Source organism: Ureibacillus massiliensis 4400831 = CIP 108448 = CCUG 49529, from assembly GCF_000772965.1.
Classification (GTDB): domain Bacteria; phylum Bacillota; class Bacilli; order Bacillales_A; family Planococcaceae; genus Ureibacillus; species Ureibacillus massiliensis.
The window spans coordinates 27426-48316 of record NZ_JPVQ01000009.1 but is presented as its reverse complement, the minus strand read 5'-3'; the positions used below and the strand labels follow the sequence as shown (position 1 = coordinate 48316).

Genomic DNA, 20891 nt, shown 5'->3' with positions numbered 1-20891 from the left:
ATGAACTGTATCGTCAATTAGACAACTCGTAAAAATTCGAATTTTCTATCTAATTGTATTTACAAATATGATAAAATAAATCCAATTATATGAATATAGAAACATTTTGATAATATCTATCGGAAAAACTGATAAGGCGTGATCATATGGAAATAAAACAGTTGACTATTTTTAAAACTGCCGCTCAAGAATTGAATTTTTCTCGAACAGCGGAAAATCTAGGCTACGCACAATCCAGTATTACATCACATATTAAAGCTCTTGAGGATGAGCTTGGTGTTCCATTATTCGAGCGTTTAGGAAAGCGAGTTATACTAACAGAAGCAGGTGCACAGCTACAATTGTATGCAGCAAAAATACTCGCACTCACTGAAGAGGCAAAGGATGTTGTTGGTTGTTTACGCGAGCCAAGTGGGTTATTAACGATATGTGCGTCCGAAACCCATTGTACATACCGTCTTCCCTCTCTTTTGAAACATTTTCAGCAAAATTATCCTAAGGTTCAGCTTGTTTTTCGTCCCGGAGTTTCAGAGAAGGACTTCGAAGGTCTCCTTGCAAAGGGAGAATTGGATGTTGCTTTATTATCAATGGCACCTATTGTTTCAGAGAATCTTATTGTAGAAGAGCTAGGTCCTGAACCAATCGTCATCATTTGTCATCCAAATCACTTTTTAGCAGGCAAAGACAAGGTTGACCCATTAGATTTACGTCATGAGCATCTTTTCGTTACTGAGGATTGCGATTATCGTCGTGCATTTGAACATTCATTAAAGGATGTGGGGATTGACCCTATTAGCAAATTAGAACTTGCAGATGTGGAGGCAATTAAACGATGTGTAATGGAGGGCATTGGTATAGCAGCCTTACCTAAAATTGCTGTTGAAAAGGAAGTTGAACAAGGACGATTAGCTATATTAAATTGGAGCGCACTTAATTTCCCAATTTTCATACAACTATTTCGGCATAAAGACAAATGGATGTCCCCTGCTTTAAAAGCATTTTTAGATGTGACAAGAGAAACTATTGTAAGTAATCAAGGAATTAGGTAAAAAATCACCCCGCTGTATTTTTGCGGGGTGAAGTTAACTTAAGAACTGATATCTGTTCCATTTCTCTATTTCTATGTTGACCATTACTTCTTACTACATTTATGCTTCGAAAGGATAATCGGCGTTTATATAAATACGTTCACAGGAAGTTGCTTTTCCCGTTTTATTATCGATATCGACAAAGAATCCACTAAGCACCTCTCGTCCACTTTTTGGAACCTCAAAACGGGCAGGCATGTTTGTCTGGAATTTATAAATGACGCTCTCTTTAATCATACCTAATATTTCGTCATAGGGACCAGTCATACCTACATCTGTAATATAAGCAGTGCCTCCAGGGTAAATCCGCGCATCTGCTGTTTGAACATGAGTATGGGTTCCTACAACTGCCGAAGCTCGCCCATCTAAATGCCACCCAAGAGCAATCTTTTCACTTGTCACTTCTGCATGGAAATCAACAAACACTAATGGCGAAGTTTTTCGAGCTTCTGCTATCAATTCATCTGCTACAGCAAAGGGGTCCTCGTGAGGAGGTAAAAAGACGCGACCATGTAAGTTAATTACCGTTAAAGTAACCCCACCCTTCTCGATTTGTACCATCCCTTTTCCGGGTGCTTCCGTTGAGAAGTTTGCTGGACGAATCAGATAGTCCGCATCATCTATAAATTCAAAAATATCTTTATTATCCCACGTATGATTGCCCATTGTAATCACATCAACACCCGCTTGTAATAGCTGTTGATAGATTTTATGTGTAATCCCACGACCAGCTGCTGCATTTTCGCCATTTGCTATCACAACATCTGCCGCATATTTTCTCTTTAAACGTGGTAAATATTTTTCAACGGCTTCTCTTCCAATTGAGCCCACAATATCACCGATAAATAGTACTTTCATTATTTAATCACTCTTTCTGATAACAATCTTGTTCAATATTAACATAATCTAGGGGAAGTGGCATCTGGTGAACGGTTGTTATTCAAAATGGATATGTTCGTATAAACTTAATATTAAACATATAACTTTTTCTGAAATAAGGAAAATGAATACATTATAAATATAAAAAACGCAAATCAATAGAAATTTGCGCAAAGAGTAATCAATTAATAATATTCATAATAGTTACTATTAGTCGTATTATAATTATTTAATACCACTCCTAAAATTTTTGCATGAACTGTATTAAGACTAGTTTTCGCTTTCAATACATCTACTTTATCAACAAACCCACTTTTCACTACTAATATTGTTCCATCACATTTATGCGATAAGATTTGTGCATCTGTGACAGATAGTAATGGAGGAGCATCAAAAATTATCAAATCATATAGTTCTTTGACTTCTTCAAGAAAAATCTCAAACTTTTGGGTTGAAAGTAATTCAGATGGATTTGGAGGAATAGGTCCACTTGGTATGATAAAAAGATTCTCTATATTTGTATTAGATAACGCAAGAAAATGATTTTGATGTCTTGTTAATACATTGGAAAGACCTTTTTCATTTAAAATATCGAATGTATAATGTAATGCTGGCTTACGCATATCAGAGTCGACAATTAATACCTTTTTTCCTTCTTGGGCGAATACCACCGCCAAATTTGCAGCAGTTGTTGTTTTACCTTCACCCGGAACCGAGGATGTAACCAGTATAGTTTTAATTGTTTGATCCGGTGATGAAAATTCAATATTGGTACGAATTGTTCGAAACTGTTCAGAAATAATGGACTTTGGACTTGTGCTCGTAATTAATTTACGTGCTAAAGGGACTGAAATTGATTTTTTCTTTTTTCTAGACACCCCTATTTTTCCCTCCTCTTACGGGATGGTAAAGTCGACGTAATATTAAAATCCTTTTCAGTGACCGTTCTAATTGTTCCAATAATAGGTAAACCTAGTAAATCTTCAACTTCCTGTTCACTCCTAACTCTCGTATCTATTAACTCTAATGTTAATACTAAACCGACACCGATAATCAGTCCCATTGTAATTGCTATTGCTATAATTAGTATCTTATTAGGCTTAATAGGACTAGGGTTCTCGCTAAGTGTTGCTTCTGATAAAATATTTATATTGTCTACGCTCATTAAATTAGGAATTTCATTTTTGAATACCGATGCAACCGTATTCGCAATATGAACAGCTAGTTCAGGAGCTGGGTCTTCAACTATAAGATTCACAACTTTCGAATTGTCTTCATTTGTCACCGAAATTTGCTCAGATAACTCTTTGGATGTAATATTTAAATCTAATTCGCTAATTACTTTATCTATAATTGCAGGACTTTTAATAATTACATTATAAGTATCTATTAATTGTAATTCAGTTTCCCATTGAGACCAAACATATCCATCTTGTCCGCTGATTTTTTGGTTAACTAAAATCTGAGTCTCAGCATGATAAACTGGTTGTAAGATATAAAAGGATAGTATAAAACCTACCCCTGCTCCAAAAATCATCACACTAGAGATTAGAAATAGTCTCTTTTTTATTATTTTTAATAATAGTTTTAGATTAATAGTTTCCCCCAATAAATTTCCTCCTAGGAGCTATTTCAAAATTATAGTGTCTTTCTAATAAACTTAGTTCTATATTTTGTCATCAATATACACATTTCTATCGTCTATTTTTTCGTTTTCATATTATAATGATCAACATACCACTTAGCGAAAAGTTCTAAACCTTCCTCGATAGAAGTACGAGGTATAAATCCAACAACATCTTGCAATAGATTTGTCGATGCATATGTCGTGGAAACATCACCCGGTGCAATAGGTTCGAACCTCTTAGCAAATATCACCTTTTTTCCTAAAGCACAACTTAAAGCAGTCTCTAGCGTTTCAATAAACACCATCAGTTTTTCAGGTTTATTATTTCCGATGTTAAAAATGCGATGAGGAATGGCCTCCTTAGATGGAACTTGGATAAGACGAACAATTCCTTCAATAATATCTTCTATATAGGTGAAATCCCGATATAGGTCATTTTTTATATCTCCATTATTATAAATTTTAATGGGTTCTCCTTTAAAATATTGATTAGTAAAATTAAAATAAGCCATATCAGGTCTTCCATAAGGCCCATATACTGTAAAAAAGCGAAGGCCAGTAGCAGGAATTTTATACAAATTGCTGTAAGTATATGCCATTAGTTCGTTTGATTTTTTGGTAGCGGCATATAAAGAATTAGGATTATCAACAAAATCTGATTCTTCAAATGGTACTTTTTTATTAGATCCATACACTGAGCTAGAGGAAGCATATAACAAATGATCTACTGGATTATAACGACATGCTTCTAGAATATTATAAAAACCAATAATATTGGATTGAATATAGATATCTGGATTTTCTAAAGAATATCTTACTCCCGCCTGTGCAGCTAGATTTATAACAATGTTTGGCTTGTATTCTTCAAAAATATCGGTTATAAACTGCTTATTTGAAATATCACCTTTAATAAATGTAAAGGTATGATATTGTGATAGTATTTCTAAACGAGCATACTTGAGTTTCACATCGTAATAATCGTTCAGATTGTCAATTCCTACTATTATATAATCTTGTGATAATAGACTCTTAGATAAAAAAAAACCAATAAAACCAGCTGCCCCAGTGATAAGAAATGTTTTATTAGGATAAGTAGGTTTTGAATTTATAATATTCAGACTCCTTTGCCAGTCTAGTGTTTGACTTATTCCTTCCAATTGAGTGATACTCTACACCGACCTCTGACATATTATCAATTTTATAAATATTTCTTCCATCATAAACAATAGGAGTTTGCATTAGCTTTTTAAACTTTTCAGGTGGTATTTCTTTCACTTCATCCCATTCAGTAAAAATAAAACAGATACTTGCCCCAATGAGAGCTTGTTCTACATTTTCAACATAAGCGATCGTCCCGTTTCTATTTTTACCTTCTGGATAAATTTTTGCGAAATTCTTAGCTCCTATGGGATCAAATGCAAAAATATTTGCGCCATGTTCTAATAATAATGGTACATTTACAAGTGATGCTGACTCTCTCAAATCGTCTGTCCCAGGTTTAAATGTTAAACCTAATATAGCTACTTTTATATTATTAAATGTAATAAGTCTTTGACTTGCTTTTTTAAAAAGCTTCGTCTGCTGTTCTTTATTAACATCCATAGTAGCTTTAACTGTTTTTAGTTCATAACCAAATTGTTTTGCTAAATAATCAAGTGCTTTCGTATCTTTAGGGAAGCATGATCCTCCATAACCAATTCCAGCATTTAAAAACTTATTACCAATTCGACTATCAAAGCTCATCCCTAGAGTAACTTCTTGAATATCAGCATTAACTAATTCACAAAGATTTGCAATATCATTTATAAAAGAGATTTTAAGAGCTAGAAAATTATTAGATGCATATTTTATCATTTCCGCTGACCGTCTAGAGACTGAAATGATTGGTATATTGTATGGTTTATAAATACTCTTTAGTACCTGTTCCGCCCAGTTACTTTCAGTTCCTATTATAATTCTTTCTGCATTTAATGTATCATTAACAGCTGACCCTTGTGCAAGAAATTCAGGATTAGACGCAACCTCAACTCTAACGTCGTTAACTAAAAAATCTTTTATAAATTGTTCTACTTTGTCATTCGTTCCTACTGGTACTGTTGATTTAACAACTATTAAACAATCTTTAATAATAGACTCGGCAATTTGTCTTGCTACATTTGCTATATAGGAAAGGTTTGCAGATCCATCTTCTCTTTCTGGAGTTCCTACACCAATAAATATAGTATCTGCCTCCCTATATGCTTGCATATAATCTGTTGTAAAATCGATTCTACCAGCAGCGTAGTTTTTTATCATTAAATCTTCTAGTCCAGGTTCGTAGAATGGTACGATACCAGATTTCATAAGATCCACTTTTTTCTCATCAATATCTACACAAATTACTTTGTGACCAACTTCTGCAAAACATACGCCTGCTACCAAGCCAACATAGCCGGTTCCTGCTACAGCTATCTTATACATTTATTACCTCCTTTTATAAAAATAAATCTTATCTAGATTAAGATACTGATTCAGAAATTGACTTCCTTCCTCCAGTTGAAAAGTCTGCGGTAATTAGTTTTTTTCTAAAGTTTTACTTCTATTAAACACTTTTATATCCAATTTCAGAAAAAGGTTTTATAACATTTATAAGTTCATGACGTATATTTTTAAAGATCATAATAATAGAAAAATAGAATATGATACAGAGAACTATTGAAACTATCACCAAATATATATTTTGGCTAAGTTGTCGTAAACCAAACGCAAATAAACCCATTAAACAAGAACTTATTATTAATGGAAATACATTTGATAAAAGTTTAATGGGATTGATTTTTATTGCGAACCATACAAAAAACATATCAATAAAAATAGATACTACTATTAATAATGATCTGGCAATATATAATGCACTAAAACTAATTTGAGCAGTTATTATTAATACCGGGATAAGAAATAATAGATATAACACTTGAGCTAACACTGAAAGCTTTGGCTTTCCTAAAGCACGATAGAGTTCACTTGAAAGATACCCAAAAACAATTGTTAAAGAGCTCATTAATCCCCATAGTCCTATAAATTCACTTGCCTCATTCCACTGATTTCCTAAAAGTAAGTATGTAAGAATATCTCGATACATAAATATACCTACACCTAAAGGTAGTACAAAAATAGCTACTAATCGTTGGAATTTAAGAAACACATAAACAATCTTCCCCGGCTCATCTTGTAACCTAGATAATGTCGAGAAGACAATTGGCATTAAAGCACCTGCAATTATTGCCATTATCTGATTTACAATCCCCATTGCATTTTTATAGATTCCAAGATAATAAAGACTTAAAAAACTACTTACCAAAAAAGTTCCAATATATAAAGTAGACCATATTGTAATTTCTTCGACTAATGACCATGAACTAAATGAAAACATTTTCTTTAATACTTTAAAGTCATAAAAAAGCTTTGGTTTCCACTTTGATCGTATTTTAAAGATAATTGCATTAGAAATATTAGTTGCGATTGTTCCAATTATAAGCGCCCAATAATTGTTAAAAATTAATGCTAAGGGGATAGTAATGAAAATGGGAATAAAATCACCAATTAAGCGGACATAAAATATGGATTTAAAATCAAAATCTCTTTTAAGTAATGCCATTTGTATACTTGAGAATGCTGTTAATGGTAATGAAATTCCCGCTATCGATATAACATGACCAAAACCTGGATTTCCTACTAAACTAGCTAGTTGCTCACTAAAAATTACAATTAGTCCCCACATTGTAAAAGCTATAAAAATATTAGTCCAAAAGGCCACACATGTACTTTCTTCTTTTTCTTTTAACGTAGAAAACTCTCTTTGTACCAGAAACTTCTGGAATCCAGCATCAGAAATCATTTCTGCAAAACTAATAATCATTACAATAGTAGTAACGATACCAAACATTTCGGGTGTTAAAATTCTGGCCAAAACCATGGTTGTAATTGGTATCATAAGTTTTGAAAAGACTTCAGCAATAAATGACCATTTAGTCCCGTTTCTAACTTTTTTATTTAATTCAACACTTATCAACTCTTGTCACCTCTATTTACATGTATTTAGTATCATTGATCTCTTTTATCTAAGGATCTCAAATAGAAAGTTTCAAAGAGTAATAAGTAAATTATCCAGCCAATATTTAAATAAGAAATAGTAATCATTTCTTCGTCTTTCCCGTAATCTATTGAATATTTATTAAATTTCCTAACAAGACATCATCATGAGTTTTAGAAAAGGGCAAAAAACCTGAACCGTCAAAAAAAGTTAGTTCTCCAAAGTAAAGTTGATTTTTAACAAAATACCAATCCACTCTTACATGAATAAAATCTTTAGCTAATATCTCAGATAAAAATATCATTTTCTTAAGAAAAACAGGTTTGTTTAATGGAACCTTTGAAAGGTTAATACCTTTTTGCCCTATCGTAGTATGATTCCATTCTAGATCGTAAAAATCTAGTGTGTAATTTTCTGTACCACGACCACAATGAACCTGAACAAATTTAGCTTTCCCATTAAAACATAAAACCTTATAATCAACTAATGGCTGATTAATTTCTTCCTCTAAAAATTCTTCTGCTATTATAAGTGGTTTAACGTTTTTATATGGCCACTCTCTACCATACCAATAAGCATTTTGTTTTAAATTTCTATTAAGCTTCTTAACTGTTTCTTGTATGTTTATTTTCCTTTTATCTTTACAAATTATCGCACTACTTGAATCATGATTACATTTGAGTACAAATTGATTTGGCAATTTACTAAAATCAATTTCAGAGGCATTATTCCAAACTGCTAACAATGGAATCAAATATTTTTCACCAATTTTTTCTTTTATAAAATTTCTAACTTCATATTTATCTACTAATTTTGTATATTCTTGTTTACGGTCATTCAATTTTAGCCATTGTAATTTTTCATTAAATGTAGTTGGAGTTTTCAAATTTAAGAATTTTTTTACGTTTTTATAAAATAGGAGTTTTAAGTAAATAGAGTCAGGGATAAAACGAAAAGTATTAATTAAAAATAGTCTCATTGTCTACTCCCTCTAATTAAGTTGTTTCAATTGTTATATATAACAATTGTATTTTTTATATACAATAAAAATTTCATGAGACAATATAGCATTTTTAACTGTACAAAAACCAATTGTATGGAACCACACCATACCAGTTTGGTCGAAATAGAAGAATAACATAAAAATATAACAATAAACCCAATATTATAATGACTGCAACCAAAGAACGAATCTTAATTTCTCTGATTTTAGTTAATATATCTGGGATAAATATTATATATAAAACTGAAAAATAGATTCCAACCCTGCCCATAATTGTAGAATTAAGACCTGCAACAGAAATTACAAACGTAATAACCATAGCAGCAAACCAGATATTGCTTCTTTCAATTAAACCCGAAGATATTTTTTGATCGAATATCTTTTTATTTTCGTTAATATGGTTTTTTTGTGAAAAGTTTATATCATCTTGGGGTAATTTCGTTAATAATCCAAGAATTAAGAAAATAGTATTAATCAACAAACTGATATAAACAGCTATATTATCCTCAAAAATAAAATACTGACTTGATAGATAATCAGAATATCTACCTGTCATACTTACAAATAAGCTAACAATATGGTCAAAGAAAAGGGTTACTATAACTGCCAAAGTTAATATTTCAATTAAATTTTTATATGACCATTTTATTTGTGCAAATAGGTATAGAGTAAAAAAAACTAACGCAGATGTATGAAATAATGACGCAATAATTACATAAAAGGAGAATTTAAAGGGTTTTCTTTCTTCAATATATTTAAGAGATAAAAATAGAATCGAAATGGCTAAATATGTTCTCGTAATATTCATTGTGTCAAAAAACATATTCATACTAAAAAAGATTAATATACTAATAGCTGGACTCATTGAATATTTTTTTATAGTAGTACTAAAAACATAATAAATAAAAAAGGTAATAATTACTTGAAATGCATGATAGTCAAATCCTAGTCTACTTATTACTTTTACTAATAAAATATATCCTATTTCAAATACTGAATTTGTTTTTCCAAAGAAATCTTCCTGTGAAATTATTTCATATGATTTATAATAAATAATAGTGTCATTTCCTACATTTATCTCTCTAAATGCGGCTATAAAAAAAAGAGGTAGTATCAGAACAAAAATCCAAATTTCTGAATTTTTTTTTTTTAATTTTAATTTAAATGTAGATTCAACTATAATAGACATAAGATAGTAAAATGATAAAATTACATATATCCCCATTAAACTTCCCCTTTACTTACCCCCTGTTTTTAAGATTTCTAAAATTTCATTATATTTCAAACGGCTCTCTATAGCCAAATTTTCCCAATTGTATTTCTGAGATAACTTTATTGCATTTCTCCCCTTAATATTTAATATGTTTCTATCCTTAAATACTTCTTTAATTGCATTTGAAATACTCTTTATTTCTGTATTTGCATTCCAACCAGCTGCATTATTTTTTATTTCCTCAGACATATTTGTCCCTTTTGTCACTAAGCATGGTATTCCATATGACAATGCTTCAATTAATCCCATCGGATGCCCTTCAAAACGTGAAGTTAGTATAAAGAAGTCACTTTCCAATAGAGCTTTTTCTTTTTTTTCAAGATAAATTTCATCATGAACCTTAATGTATTCATCTAACCCATACTTATATAATAAATCTTTAATTTTCCTTTTCGATCCATTTTCTTCAGGACCATAGATATCTATAGAACAACCAGCGCTTTTCATTTCATTTTTTAATTGATAGCATGCCTCAATTAATAAATCTATTCCTTTTTGATATATATCTAATCTCCCTATAAAAATACCTTTTAACTTTTTACAACTATATTTCTTGAGTGTTTGTTTTTTATTAATTCCATTAGGTATAATCAGATAGTTATTATTCCATTTCTCACCGGACGATAAATATTCATCTTTAGTGAGATATTGAATAGCAGCTGCGTTTTTTACAAAACTATTAAAAAAAAGAAGATTAGCTAGTATCTTTTTTAATAGTTTTTTTTGCTGTGCCTGTTTCGTTAACGAACTTCTGGGAACTATAATGTACGGTATATTGAGTTTTTTGAGAGATATTGCTAATTTCCAATAGGAAATAAAATAAACACCCTCAAAAATAACAAGATCTGGTTTATTAAATGGTGGAGGAAGATTAGACAACTCGAATTTTAAAGGTTCTTCAATTTTGTTACATTCTACATGTGTAGTATTTATATTTTTATATTCCTGGTTTAAGTTTAACCAATAAACATTATCAATTTTACTTTGACTTTCAATCTGTGCTGGTACACTATAAGTTAGACCGTGAGAATAATTACCAGATAAGCATGAAATGTATAGTAAATTCATGGAACAACACCACCATTAAGTTCTTTGGTCTTTATTAATTAGCGTTAGAATTTGTGAATATGTTTTTAATCTATTAAATTTTTCCTCTGCTAATTTCCTACTATTTTGACCCATATTTTCTCTTAGAATATCATCCTCATATAAAATGAATAACTTCTCTGCTAAATCTCTACTATTTCTGTTTTCGCAGTTAAACCCCATTTTGTACTCTTCAACCAAATTTCTATATTCAGAGCATTCTTGTGTATTCAGAACAGGTAATCCAGCAGCAGCATAGTCAGCGTGTTTATTGATAATACTTTGTGCAGCTCCTTTACTGATAGGATTAACTGCAATATCACATTGTTTTAGAATGCATACCATTTTCCGATAAGAAAGCCTCCCAGTGAATTCAGCATTCACCCCAAGTTTATAGGCATATTCTTCAAACTCACTTTTTAGTGGTCCGTCACCCATAATAATAAATTTAATATTATGAATGCCTTTATTCTGTAATAGTTTTAATGCATCTAAAACCGTTTTAATATCATAGCTATGACCTAAAGTTCCTACATAACCTAGCCATAATTCATTATTAGGTTTTATTGTTAGCTTTTCTTTTTCCGCTAAATTATCAAATGTTGAAAGGTCAGTTCCTAAATATACACTTAGTCCTTTTTTTACTTTCCTATTCACTTTTAATACTTTTTTTAAATAGGTTTGGGATACTGCTATTATTTCGTCAGCCGATGAATAAATGAAGTTTGCTTTTTGTTTTAGTGGGTAAAAAAATAACTTATTCAAAAGTGGAACATTAAAAACCATTCTAAATGCTTCTGGCCATAAATCTTGAATATCAATAATAAACTTTATATTATTTTTCATTGCATAACTTGCTGCAACTTTTCCAACCTCTAGGGATGGTACTGCGCAATAAATTACATCAGGAAGTTTTCTTTCTCTTAAATATTTTTCAAGATTTTTCCCTAGAATATAATGACAATATAATCTCCTCAATGAAACATTTTTTTTATAGGACGGTTCATAGAGCATAGTAAATTTGTATGACGCAGTTTTTAATTGTTCCATAGTAACTGTTCTTTGAATTTTTTTATCATGTGAAAAACTACTGGTTACCAACTCTACATTTCCTGTTTTATTAATCTCCTCAGCTAAATAGTGAAATCGATTATTACCTTTTTCACTAGGAGCGTCAGTAAAATTTGCAATTATTAGTATATCTCTCATATTTTTAACCTCATTAATTATTATTTATAACAACCGGTTATATTACTAATTTCATTGACTAATAATTCTTTTGCACTCCATTTTTCTTTCACTAATCGAATTGACTTATCTTTAACAACATAGACACTTGGAAAATACTTGATAAATAATGGTGTAAAACACATAGTATAGGCACCTATTTTTTCAAATATGATTTGATCCCCGTTTGAGAGTTTAGGATAATCCTCAAGTACAATTAACCTATCATCTTCCATACATGTATATCCTGAAACAATTTGCTTTTTTATTATTTTCTGACGATTCAACTTATCGCGATATTTAACATTGAAAAAAAATTTTGTTTTTTTACCAAGTGGATTAATATTAAAATTACTCCCATCTATTGTTGCAAAATTATTTGCTGTGGTTGATTTCACATCAATTACACTTGTAATAAAACTAAAAGGAGATGAAACGATAGCTGTACCAGGTTCAACTATTAATGTTACATCATTACAATTAAATTCTTTACTGAGCTCATCTGAAATCACCTTAATATAATCATTGAATTGCGGCTTTTCTTTTAGTCCTCCAAAAAATCCTCCACCAACATCAATATAACTTAGATTTAACGAGTACCTTCTTTTAATTTCACAAGCTACTATAGAGATGGCTCTAAATATATTTAAGCTTCTAGTTTTTGTACTACAATGGAAGTGCAAACCAGTTAAGTTTACATTCTTTAAAGAATTTATAAAATCAATCGCATATTTTAGTTCGCCGTTTTCATAACAAAACCCGAATCTCCCACCTTCCCCCCCCATTAATGACTCATCAGGGCAATAAATCTCTAAATCAAAGTTCACCCTTAATCCAACTTCATATTTTTTTTTGTTTAGTTGACTAAGCTCTTGGAGCCAATGTAGTTCCCTTTGGGTATCAATATTTACTTTACTTCCATTTTCAATAGCTTCGATAAATGTTTCTTTTGACTTCAAAACACCGTTGTAAATTAATCGATTCTTTTCATAACCAATGGCTTGGGCAAGTTCATACTCATCGTCTGACACTATTTCAGCAAATATGTTATTCTTTTGAAAATAATCTAATAACCAAGGTAAAGAATTTGTTTTTACAGAATAACCAATTATAAAGTTATTCCAATACTTGTTTAGAGCATTTTTCAAATTTAAAACATTATTATTTAATTCGTTTTCATCAATTAAATAACATGGAGTTACTAAATGATCTAAAGATGTATTAGATTGAATTCCCATTTATATACCTCCTTTACTTACACATTTCCTAAATCTTCTACTTTTACCTCCAACAAATTGTTCATATTCGCTATTTTTTCTAACATTTCACTCATCGATGAAAATTTTAAAATCATTGTTCCTAATTTATGATTTGATCCTGTATAAGCAGACACTTTTTCTCCTTTATTTATTAGTAATTCATATTCAACAATATTAGTTTTTTTAAGTTCCTCATCAATAACAATATCTTTAAGTATTCCTTCATTCTGACTATTTATTAAATATGAACACCAATACCCAATGGGTTTATTCATTGTTAAATCATTACAGTCTTCACCTAATGAGGATTTAATCGAATATTCGATTAAATCTACCCCTGTTGCATATTTAATCATTTCAGGTATTTTGTTTCCGCCATTCCGAGCACCAATATCTACTATATAAACATTCTCTTGTTGATCAACTTGTATATCAAAATTATAGGCACTGGTTTTCATATTTAGTAAAGTTATTAACCTTTGTATCACGCCATGAATTTTTTTCTGTATTCGCTCAGGCATATTAGAAGGCCAACTTGAGCCAACGGGTACAAAAGGATTTACTGGATTACTATATTTTGGTGGAAAATGACCATTCCCAAAACACCAAAATATAAGTTCTCCATCTACAGAGAATCCATCAGCTGCAACTTGGTATCCAAAATTTTCAATAAATTCCTCTACGATAAACCGTTTAGCTCTTGAAAAACTTAGGGCATTTTCTACTTTTTCTTTGAGTAATTCAATAGACTCAATTTTAGAAACTCCCCTACTTCCAGAAGAATCAACAGGTTTTATTATTACTGGCAACTTAAAATGATCTATTTCTCTTTTAACTTCTTCAAAGGAGTTATATCCTTTTGCTTTCGGGACATTAAACTGATTGTTTGCTAAAAAATTTCTAAACTTCTCTTTATTAGAAATTATTTCTACTGATTTATACGGATTTGAGGGCAACCCTAACTTCTCTCCAACATAGGCTACAATGGGTGCTAAAGAATCTGATAGATAAGCGATTATCCCATCTATATTTAATTCTTTTGCTAAGGTTAAAACAGCATCTTTATCAAAAATATTAATGGAGTAATATTCATGGGCACATTTGTGTCCCGGGTTGTTTTCAAATTCATCACAAGTAATCACATAGTGACCTAATTCTCTTGCTTTCTTTATTGCTGGGATTTGAAACTGTGTACCTCCAAGCATAAGAAGTTTTTTCATTTATTCACCTCCCTATTAAAGTTTCAAAAACTATATTCTATAAAGAGGGAAAAATAATTCAGACTCAGTAAAATCTCTTTCCCTTTCTCTAATTTCAATTAATTCTTTATATCTATTATCATCAAAAATTTTCTTACCTATCGAAAATATTGTATTTGACTTTTTATTAAATCCCGACTTAAATCTGGATAGATTATCTTCTTTGCTTCCGACTCCTCCACCTAAATGAAATGTTTTATAGCCGTTTTCACACCCCCAATTCGCTATTTCATACATTATTAAGTTCGTAGAAGCAAGATGTTGATAATCTTGATCCGAAGCAGACAAATGATGATGAATTTGACCATGACAATGTAAAACTAGTACCATAGATATAATTTTTTCCTCATAAACTGCGTAAAAGATAATTGAATGATAAAGCAAGTCTTTTAATACACTATTAAAAAATTTTTGATCAAAGTAGTAATAGTCTCTTGCATTATTTTTTTTCATTGTGTCATAGTACATTTTTTTAAATTTATCGAAAAACCAAGGATCCCTACCCCAATAAATTTCAACACCAACTTGTTTTGCCTTTTTTATCCATCTTTTTTTATTTGTGCTTAAATTACTCCAAATTTCATTTTGAGAAGTTAGAGACATTGTAATTGTGTTACCAAGTTTCATAATATCGTAGATTAAATCTAAATCTTCGGCATTATTAAGTACTGGATGAAAACGAACAAATTCACTGATTATTCCCTCACGCCTACAAATGAAACTATATTCTTCATTGAGTGACTTTAAACTTTCTTTCGTAACTTTTCCTTGTATTAAAAATCCACCATACCCATAAGGAGTTGATAAATCAAAATAAGCATTTCGAGGAATCTTTCCTTTAAAAGTAAAGTCACTTTCTATATCCCGTTTCATAGCTACATTCATTGCTATGATATTATTATCTTCATAATAGAAAAGTATTGGTTCACCGTCTCCAATGGCTTTAAATGCTTTAGTAAATTGAGCTAAATAATAGACATCATAATTTTCAAACCCTTTTACAATACTATTCCACTTATCTATTTCATCAATTGTGATAACCGTTAACAGCCTTCTCACCTCTAGATTGTAAAATTCAATCTCATTTAACTTTATAAAAATAGTTAATTAATTATCTGATCTTTTAAATATATCTGCTCTACATTTATCAAGATCTATTTGAGAATTAACTCCTGATTCACCGATATCAGATCTCTTAATGACTATTAATATTGTTTTTAAAATTATTTTTATATCACCAATCAACGTAATATTTTTCACATAGATTTGGTCATAGTAAAATCTTTGTTCCCACTTAACAATATTTCTACCGTTAATTTGTGCTAATCCAGATAAACCAGGCCTTACAGAATGTCTAATTTTTTCTTGCTCAGTATAATATGGTAAATATGATACTGATAAAGGTCTTGGTCCAACAATTGACATATCTCCTTTAAGAATATTGATTAACTCAGGTAATTCGTCTAAACTTGTAGATCTTAAAAATCTACCAAACTTAGTTAACCTGACGCTATCCGGAAGTAATAGCCCGTATTCATCCCTCTCATCTGACATTGTTCTAAATTTATATATAGTAAACACTTTTTCATTTAGCCCTGGTCGTTTTTGTTTGTATATTACTGGACTGCCTAGTTTAATCTTTACCAAGAGAGCGATTATAATTAATAATGGACTTAAAATTATTAACGCAATGATAGATAAAATAATATCCATTGGTCTTTTAAAATAATCTCTATAAATCCACGCATTAAATTTATTCATTTATCTCCAAATCCTCTTAATAGTGTTCACTACTCTCATCAAATCCCTATCAGTTATCTTAGTATCCGATGGTAAACAAACACCCTTTTCAAATAGTTCTTGTGAAACATTTGTACCAAAATAATCAAACTTTTCGTAATAGGGCTGCATATGCATTGGCTTCCATAAATGCCTTGATTCAATATTTTCTTGTTCGAGGGCATCTATTATATGAGATGGTTTCATTTTTCCATTTAATGTTATACAACTTAACCAATAGTTTGGGTTATTCCATTCATTGATTGGCATAAACTCAATGCCATCAAGTTTCGCTAACTCGTTTTTATAAATCTCAAAAATATATTTCTTTTTTTGAATTCGTTGATCTAGTATTTTCAGTTGTCCTCTCCCAATGCCTGCAAGAATATTGCTCATTCGATAATTAAAGCCAAGCTCACTATGCTGATAATGTTTCGCTTTATCCTTTGATTGAGTAGCCCAAAATTTCACTTTTTCCATTTTTTCTAAATTATTTGATACAAGCATCCCACCAGAAGAAGTTGTGATGATTTTATTCCCATTAAATGAATAAATACCATAATCTCCAATAGTACCTGTCTGTCGCTCCTTGTATACAGTTCCCAAACTTTCTGCAGCATCTTCTATGACGGCAACATTATATTGACTGCAAATATCCATGATGGAATCCATATTTGCGGATAAGCCATATAAGTGAACTACGATTACAGCTTTAGCTTGGGGATATTTGTGAAATGCCTCTTGTAGTGCCTCTGGACTCATATTCCATGTTTCATGATCACTATCAATAAATACCGGAATCGCATTTTGATAAATAATTGGATTCGCTGTAGCTGAGAAGGTTAAGGACTGACAAAACACAATATCTCCCTCTCCAACTCCCGCAGCCTTTAATGCCATATGTATTGCTGCTGTCCCAGAGGATAAGGCAACCGAAGATTTTGCTCCTACCCTATTTACTATCTCTTTTTCAAATTCATCTACATTATTTCCAAATGGTGCTATCCAATTTGTCTCAAAGGCTTCTTTAATATATTTCAACTCATACCCCTCATCACTCATATGCGGAGATGAGAGATAAATCTTTTTTTTCAAATTTTGTTGCATCAATAGGTTACTATTTATCAAGTTTTCCCTCCCTTCGAATTGTAAATTTACCATCCATTTAATTTAATTTTCTAAATCGGATTCGTTGGATATATATCAACTACCCATTTCCCATTTGCTAAATCAATCATTCTTTGTTTTAGTTCTGTAGACGCAAGATTTTCTATTTCAGAAAGTAAGTGCATTAATTGATCAAGTGGTAAATAGTTTGCTTTTCCAACATGTATTTTTGGATATATATTCTTTTCTTGAATCTCTTCTGGGTTAAGAAGCTCTTCATACATTTTTTCTCCCGGTCTTATTCCCGAAAATTCAATACCAATCTCTTCTTCTTTATATCCTGATAAACGAATTAAATTTCTTGCTAAATCAACGATTTTAACTGGTTCCCCCATATCTAACACAAATACTTCTCCACCTTCCGCAAGTGCACCAGCTTGAATCACAAGTCTGGATGCCTCTGGAATGGTCATGAAATAGCGTGTCATTTCAGGGTGTGTGACCGTCACAGGTCCACCTGCTACTATTTGCGTTTGAAATCTCGGTACGACACTACCACGTGATCCAAGTACATTTCCAAAACGTACTGCTGTAAATATCGTGTCACTTGTGGACGCATAATTTTGGATGATCATCTCAGCTATACGTTTCGTTGCACCCATTACATTTGTCGGATTAACTGCCTTATCGCTGGAAATCATGACAAAATTTGAAACACCATAAGTAAGAGCAGCTTCTGCAATATTCTTAGTTCCGAAAATATTATTTTTCACTGCTTCTATTGGATTACATTCCATTAATGGTACGTGTTTATGTGCTGCTGCGTGGTAAATCACATCTGGAAGGAATTGTTCGACTACTTCTAACATTCGCTTTCTGTCTTGTATATCTGCAATAATCGGGGTAATCTCTGAGTTTCGATTCTTCATATTTTCTGATAACTCTAAATGAATTTTATAAATAGAATTTTCACCATGTCCTAAAAGGATTAAATGTTTCGGTTCAAATTGAGCTACTTGTCTACAAATTTCTGAACCAATTGACCCTCCAGCACCTGTTACGAGTATCACTTTATTCGTTAATTTATTTGTTATAGGAACCATATCAAGTTTAATTTCCTCACGTCCTAATAATTCTTCTGCCTTTATCTCTTGTATTTCATTTACCGATACTTTTCCAAGCATAATATCCTCAATTTTTGGCATGGTTTTAATCTTTGCGTTTGTTTGTAAGCATCTTTCGTAAATTTGTCGTATACCAAATTTCCCAAGTGAAGGAATAGCTAAAATAATGATATCAATTGACTTTTCTTCTACAATTCTTGGTATTTGATAGGTTGTCCCACAAACTTTGACATCATGTAAAGTAAGGTTTTGCTTATATGGATCATCATCTACAATTGCCACAACTTGATACTCTTTAATTTGATTTCGTTTAATGCTGCGTATTAGCATTGTTCCAGCAGCGCCTGCTCCAACAATGAGAACTCTTTTTAAATCATTTTCAGTTTTTTTAGCATCATGAAAATCGTGTACTAAACGCAACAAAAAACGTGAACCTCCAATAAATAAAATCAATAATAACCAAGTTACGATCATTACCCTAAAATAAAAAACACCATTTAATAATTGTAGTCCACTTGCTGTCATGACAGCGATTGTTACTGCGGTACTAATAGTTAATAATTCCTTTACTGATGCCACACTCCAAATTCGATTGTATAAACGAAAAAAATGAGCTGACATATGATGTGTAATGAGTAGTGTTAAAGAACTTAATACAATTAGGGAATCTGTATAAAAGTTTGAAGTAGGATAAAGTATCCAAAGACTTAAAAAAATAGCTGATAATACAATTGCAGAGTCCAAAGCAAAGAAAACACTATACCTCAACCTATAAGTCACTAATTTACACCTCACGTTAATCAATGGTGACATACGTTTTTATGGAAGTTTTATAGTACAAGTTATTCATCATACATTTTGATTATTAATAGAAATGTCCTTTGCCAAGTTATTATTTTGAGACTAAGATTATGACAGTATTTTCAATGGAATTCATAAATAAATTTATTGAATTTCTTAAAAATGATATTCATTATAATGCCGTGATATATAAAAATATTCCTAGTTTCAATGAATTAAAATTGATAAAAAAGTATTTAGTAAACAACATCTTCATAGTAAAAAAGAAGTTCGCCTCCTATATCCTTAGTTTTACGACCTTATAGGGCAAACTTCACTTTCAAAAGATTCTATTATTCAACTTATATGAATGCTACAATGACAAGTTTTTCCCACGATAACCGTTTTCCTTCTCGCTTTACTTACTATGTTCCAGTTCCTTTAAAATAAGTGGTTGATTGTTAATAATTCTTTGATTATTTTCTAAAAAAATCTCCACTTTACTGGATAATTTCTTTTTCTCTAAATACGATAAACCTTCTTTAAACAATAAAGGTCTTTTTGTTAAGTGATGAACATCTGATCCATATGTATGAACTAAATTCGAATGGATAAATTGAAGGGATCGTTTCTGTATTTGTCTACCAAAATGACCAGTTATGCTTCCTGCAGTGATTTGTGCTAGTGCTCCATGTGCAATTAAGTTTTCTAAAATTGTAGGTCTTTCAATAATTGATCTATTACGTTCTGGATGCGCTATTATTGGTGTAATTTCAAGTCGTATTAAGTGTTGAATAATAGGAATCGTGTAGAGGGGAACAGTGGATGATGGTAATTCTAATAAGAGATATCTCGACTTTGCGAGAGTATGATATTGCATTGTCATATGTGAACTGATTAAATTACTAGATAGTCTAACTTCATGACCAACATATAATGTAATAGGAATATTATTTTTCTTTAATTCTTCCTGTAGTAGATTTACTTTATTTTCCACTTCTTGAAACGGTACTGAATAAAGGGGATGTTTATAATGAGAAGTTGCAATCATTCCATGAATCCCATTCTGACTAGCTAGTTCTAAAATTTGAAGTGATTCTTCAATTGATGATGGACCATCATCCACATCCCATAATATGTGACTATGAATATCAATCAAAATAATCCCCTCCTTTTAAGAAGTAATGACTATCATACTATATATTACTTTTATATATTATTAGTGGTCCCTCTCTCTTTATTCCATAAAATAGAAAATATATTACTATAATTTCATAAGTTAAATTATAGGCACGAATTACAATTTGTATTTAAAACGATTGGAGGTT

18 protein-coding genes are annotated in these 20891 nt (G+C 31.0%); 1 reads left to right on the top strand and 17 read right to left on the bottom strand.

Annotated features, from left to right (window positions below; all coding sequences use genetic code 11):
• Positions 1 to 146: 146 nt before the first annotated feature.
• Entirely contained in the window at positions 147 to 1049 is a 903-nt protein-coding gene (locus CD30_RS06950) for a LysR family transcriptional regulator (protein ID WP_036174435.1), read from the top strand.
• A gap of 99 nt (positions 1050 to 1148) precedes the next feature.
• Here the strand turns inward: CD30_RS06950 and CD30_RS06945 are convergent, their stop codons facing one another.
• From CD30_RS06945 to CD30_RS06865, 17 genes are all read right to left on the bottom strand, one after another.
• A complete protein-coding gene (locus CD30_RS06945; protein ID WP_036174432.1) occupies positions 1149 to 1946 on the bottom strand; it encodes a TIGR00282 family metallophosphoesterase in 798 nt (265 codons plus the stop codon).
• A 206-nt stretch (positions 1947 to 2152) separates the two neighbouring features.
• The gene (locus CD30_RS06940; RefSeq protein ID WP_036174428.1) at positions 2153 to 2845 is read right to left on the bottom strand and encodes a CpsD/CapB family tyrosine-protein kinase; all 693 of its coding nucleotides are present in this window, start codon (positions 2843 to 2845) and stop codon (positions 2153 to 2155) included.
• Between the two features lie 2 nt (positions 2846 to 2847).
• A complete protein-coding gene (locus CD30_RS06935; protein WP_036174425.1) occupies positions 2848 to 3576 on the bottom strand; it encodes a YveK family protein in 729 nt (242 codons plus the stop codon).
• Positions 3577 to 3668: 92 nt separating this feature from the next.
• Positions 3669 to 4703, bottom strand: coding sequence for an NAD-dependent epimerase/dehydratase family protein (locus tag CD30_RS06930; protein ID WP_036174588.1), 1035 nt, complete (start codon positions 4701 to 4703; stop codon positions 3669 to 3671).
• A complete protein-coding gene (locus tag CD30_RS06925; protein ID WP_036174422.1) occupies positions 4678 to 6054 on the bottom strand; it encodes a UDP-glucose dehydrogenase family protein in 1377 nt (458 codons plus the stop codon). Before CD30_RS06925 ends, CD30_RS06930 begins: the two co-directional genes overlap by 26 nt.
• A 121-nt stretch (positions 6055 to 6175) precedes the next feature.
• Positions 6176 to 7645, bottom strand: a complete 1470-nt coding sequence (locus tag CD30_RS06920) for a lipopolysaccharide biosynthesis protein (RefSeq protein ID WP_036174419.1) — start codon at positions 7643 to 7645, stop codon at positions 6176 to 6178.
• A 148-nt stretch (positions 7646 to 7793) separates the two neighbouring features.
• On the bottom strand, positions 7794 to 8645 hold the full coding sequence (locus CD30_RS06915; protein ID WP_036174415.1) for an ATP-grasp fold amidoligase family protein: 852 nt from the start codon (positions 8643 to 8645) through the stop codon (positions 7794 to 7796).
• Positions 8646 to 8739: 94 nt separating this feature from the next.
• Positions 8740 to 9894 (bottom strand): EpsG family protein, encoded by a 1155-nt coding sequence (locus CD30_RS06910; protein ID WP_036174413.1) that lies wholly within the window; start codon positions 9892 to 9894, stop codon positions 8740 to 8742.
• Positions 9895 to 9906: 12 nt separating this feature from the next.
• Entirely contained in the window at positions 9907 to 11010 is a 1104-nt protein-coding gene (locus CD30_RS06905; protein ID WP_036174402.1) for a glycosyltransferase, read from the bottom strand.
• Between the two features lie 15 nt (positions 11011 to 11025).
• Entirely contained in the window at positions 11026 to 12237 is a 1212-nt protein-coding gene (locus CD30_RS06900; RefSeq protein ID WP_036174399.1) for a glycosyltransferase family 4 protein, read from the bottom strand.
• Between the two features lie 20 nt (positions 12238 to 12257).
• Entirely contained in the window at positions 12258 to 13493 is a 1236-nt protein-coding gene (locus CD30_RS06895; protein ID WP_036174396.1) for a type III PLP-dependent enzyme domain-containing protein, read from the bottom strand.
• A gap of 17 nt (positions 13494 to 13510) precedes the next feature.
• Positions 13511 to 14734: an ATP-grasp domain-containing protein gene (locus CD30_RS06890; RefSeq protein WP_036174393.1), complete on the bottom strand. Its 1224-nt coding sequence runs from the start codon at positions 14732 to 14734 to the stop codon at positions 13511 to 13513.
• A 30-nt stretch (positions 14735 to 14764) separates the two neighbouring features.
• A complete protein-coding gene (locus CD30_RS06885; RefSeq protein WP_211254623.1) occupies positions 14765 to 15832 on the bottom strand; it encodes a GNAT family N-acetyltransferase in 1068 nt (355 codons plus the stop codon).
• A 48-nt stretch (positions 15833 to 15880) separates the two neighbouring features.
• Positions 15881 to 16534: a sugar transferase gene (locus CD30_RS06880; protein WP_052126087.1), complete on the bottom strand. Its 654-nt coding sequence runs from the start codon at positions 16532 to 16534 to the stop codon at positions 15881 to 15883.
• Complete coding sequence (locus CD30_RS06875) at positions 16535 to 17659, bottom strand: DegT/DnrJ/EryC1/StrS family aminotransferase (protein WP_036174579.1); 1125 nt, start codon at positions 17657 to 17659, stop codon at positions 16535 to 16537. It lies immediately after the preceding gene.
• Between the two features lie 71 nt (positions 17660 to 17730).
• Positions 17731 to 19563: a polysaccharide biosynthesis protein gene (locus CD30_RS06870; protein ID WP_036174390.1), complete on the bottom strand. Its 1833-nt coding sequence runs from the start codon at positions 19561 to 19563 to the stop codon at positions 17731 to 17733.
• A 418-nt stretch (positions 19564 to 19981) separates the two neighbouring features.
• Entirely contained in the window at positions 19982 to 20722 is a 741-nt protein-coding gene (locus CD30_RS06865) for a tyrosine-protein phosphatase (protein ID WP_036174387.1), read from the bottom strand.
• Positions 20723 to 20891 lie beyond the last annotated feature (169 nt).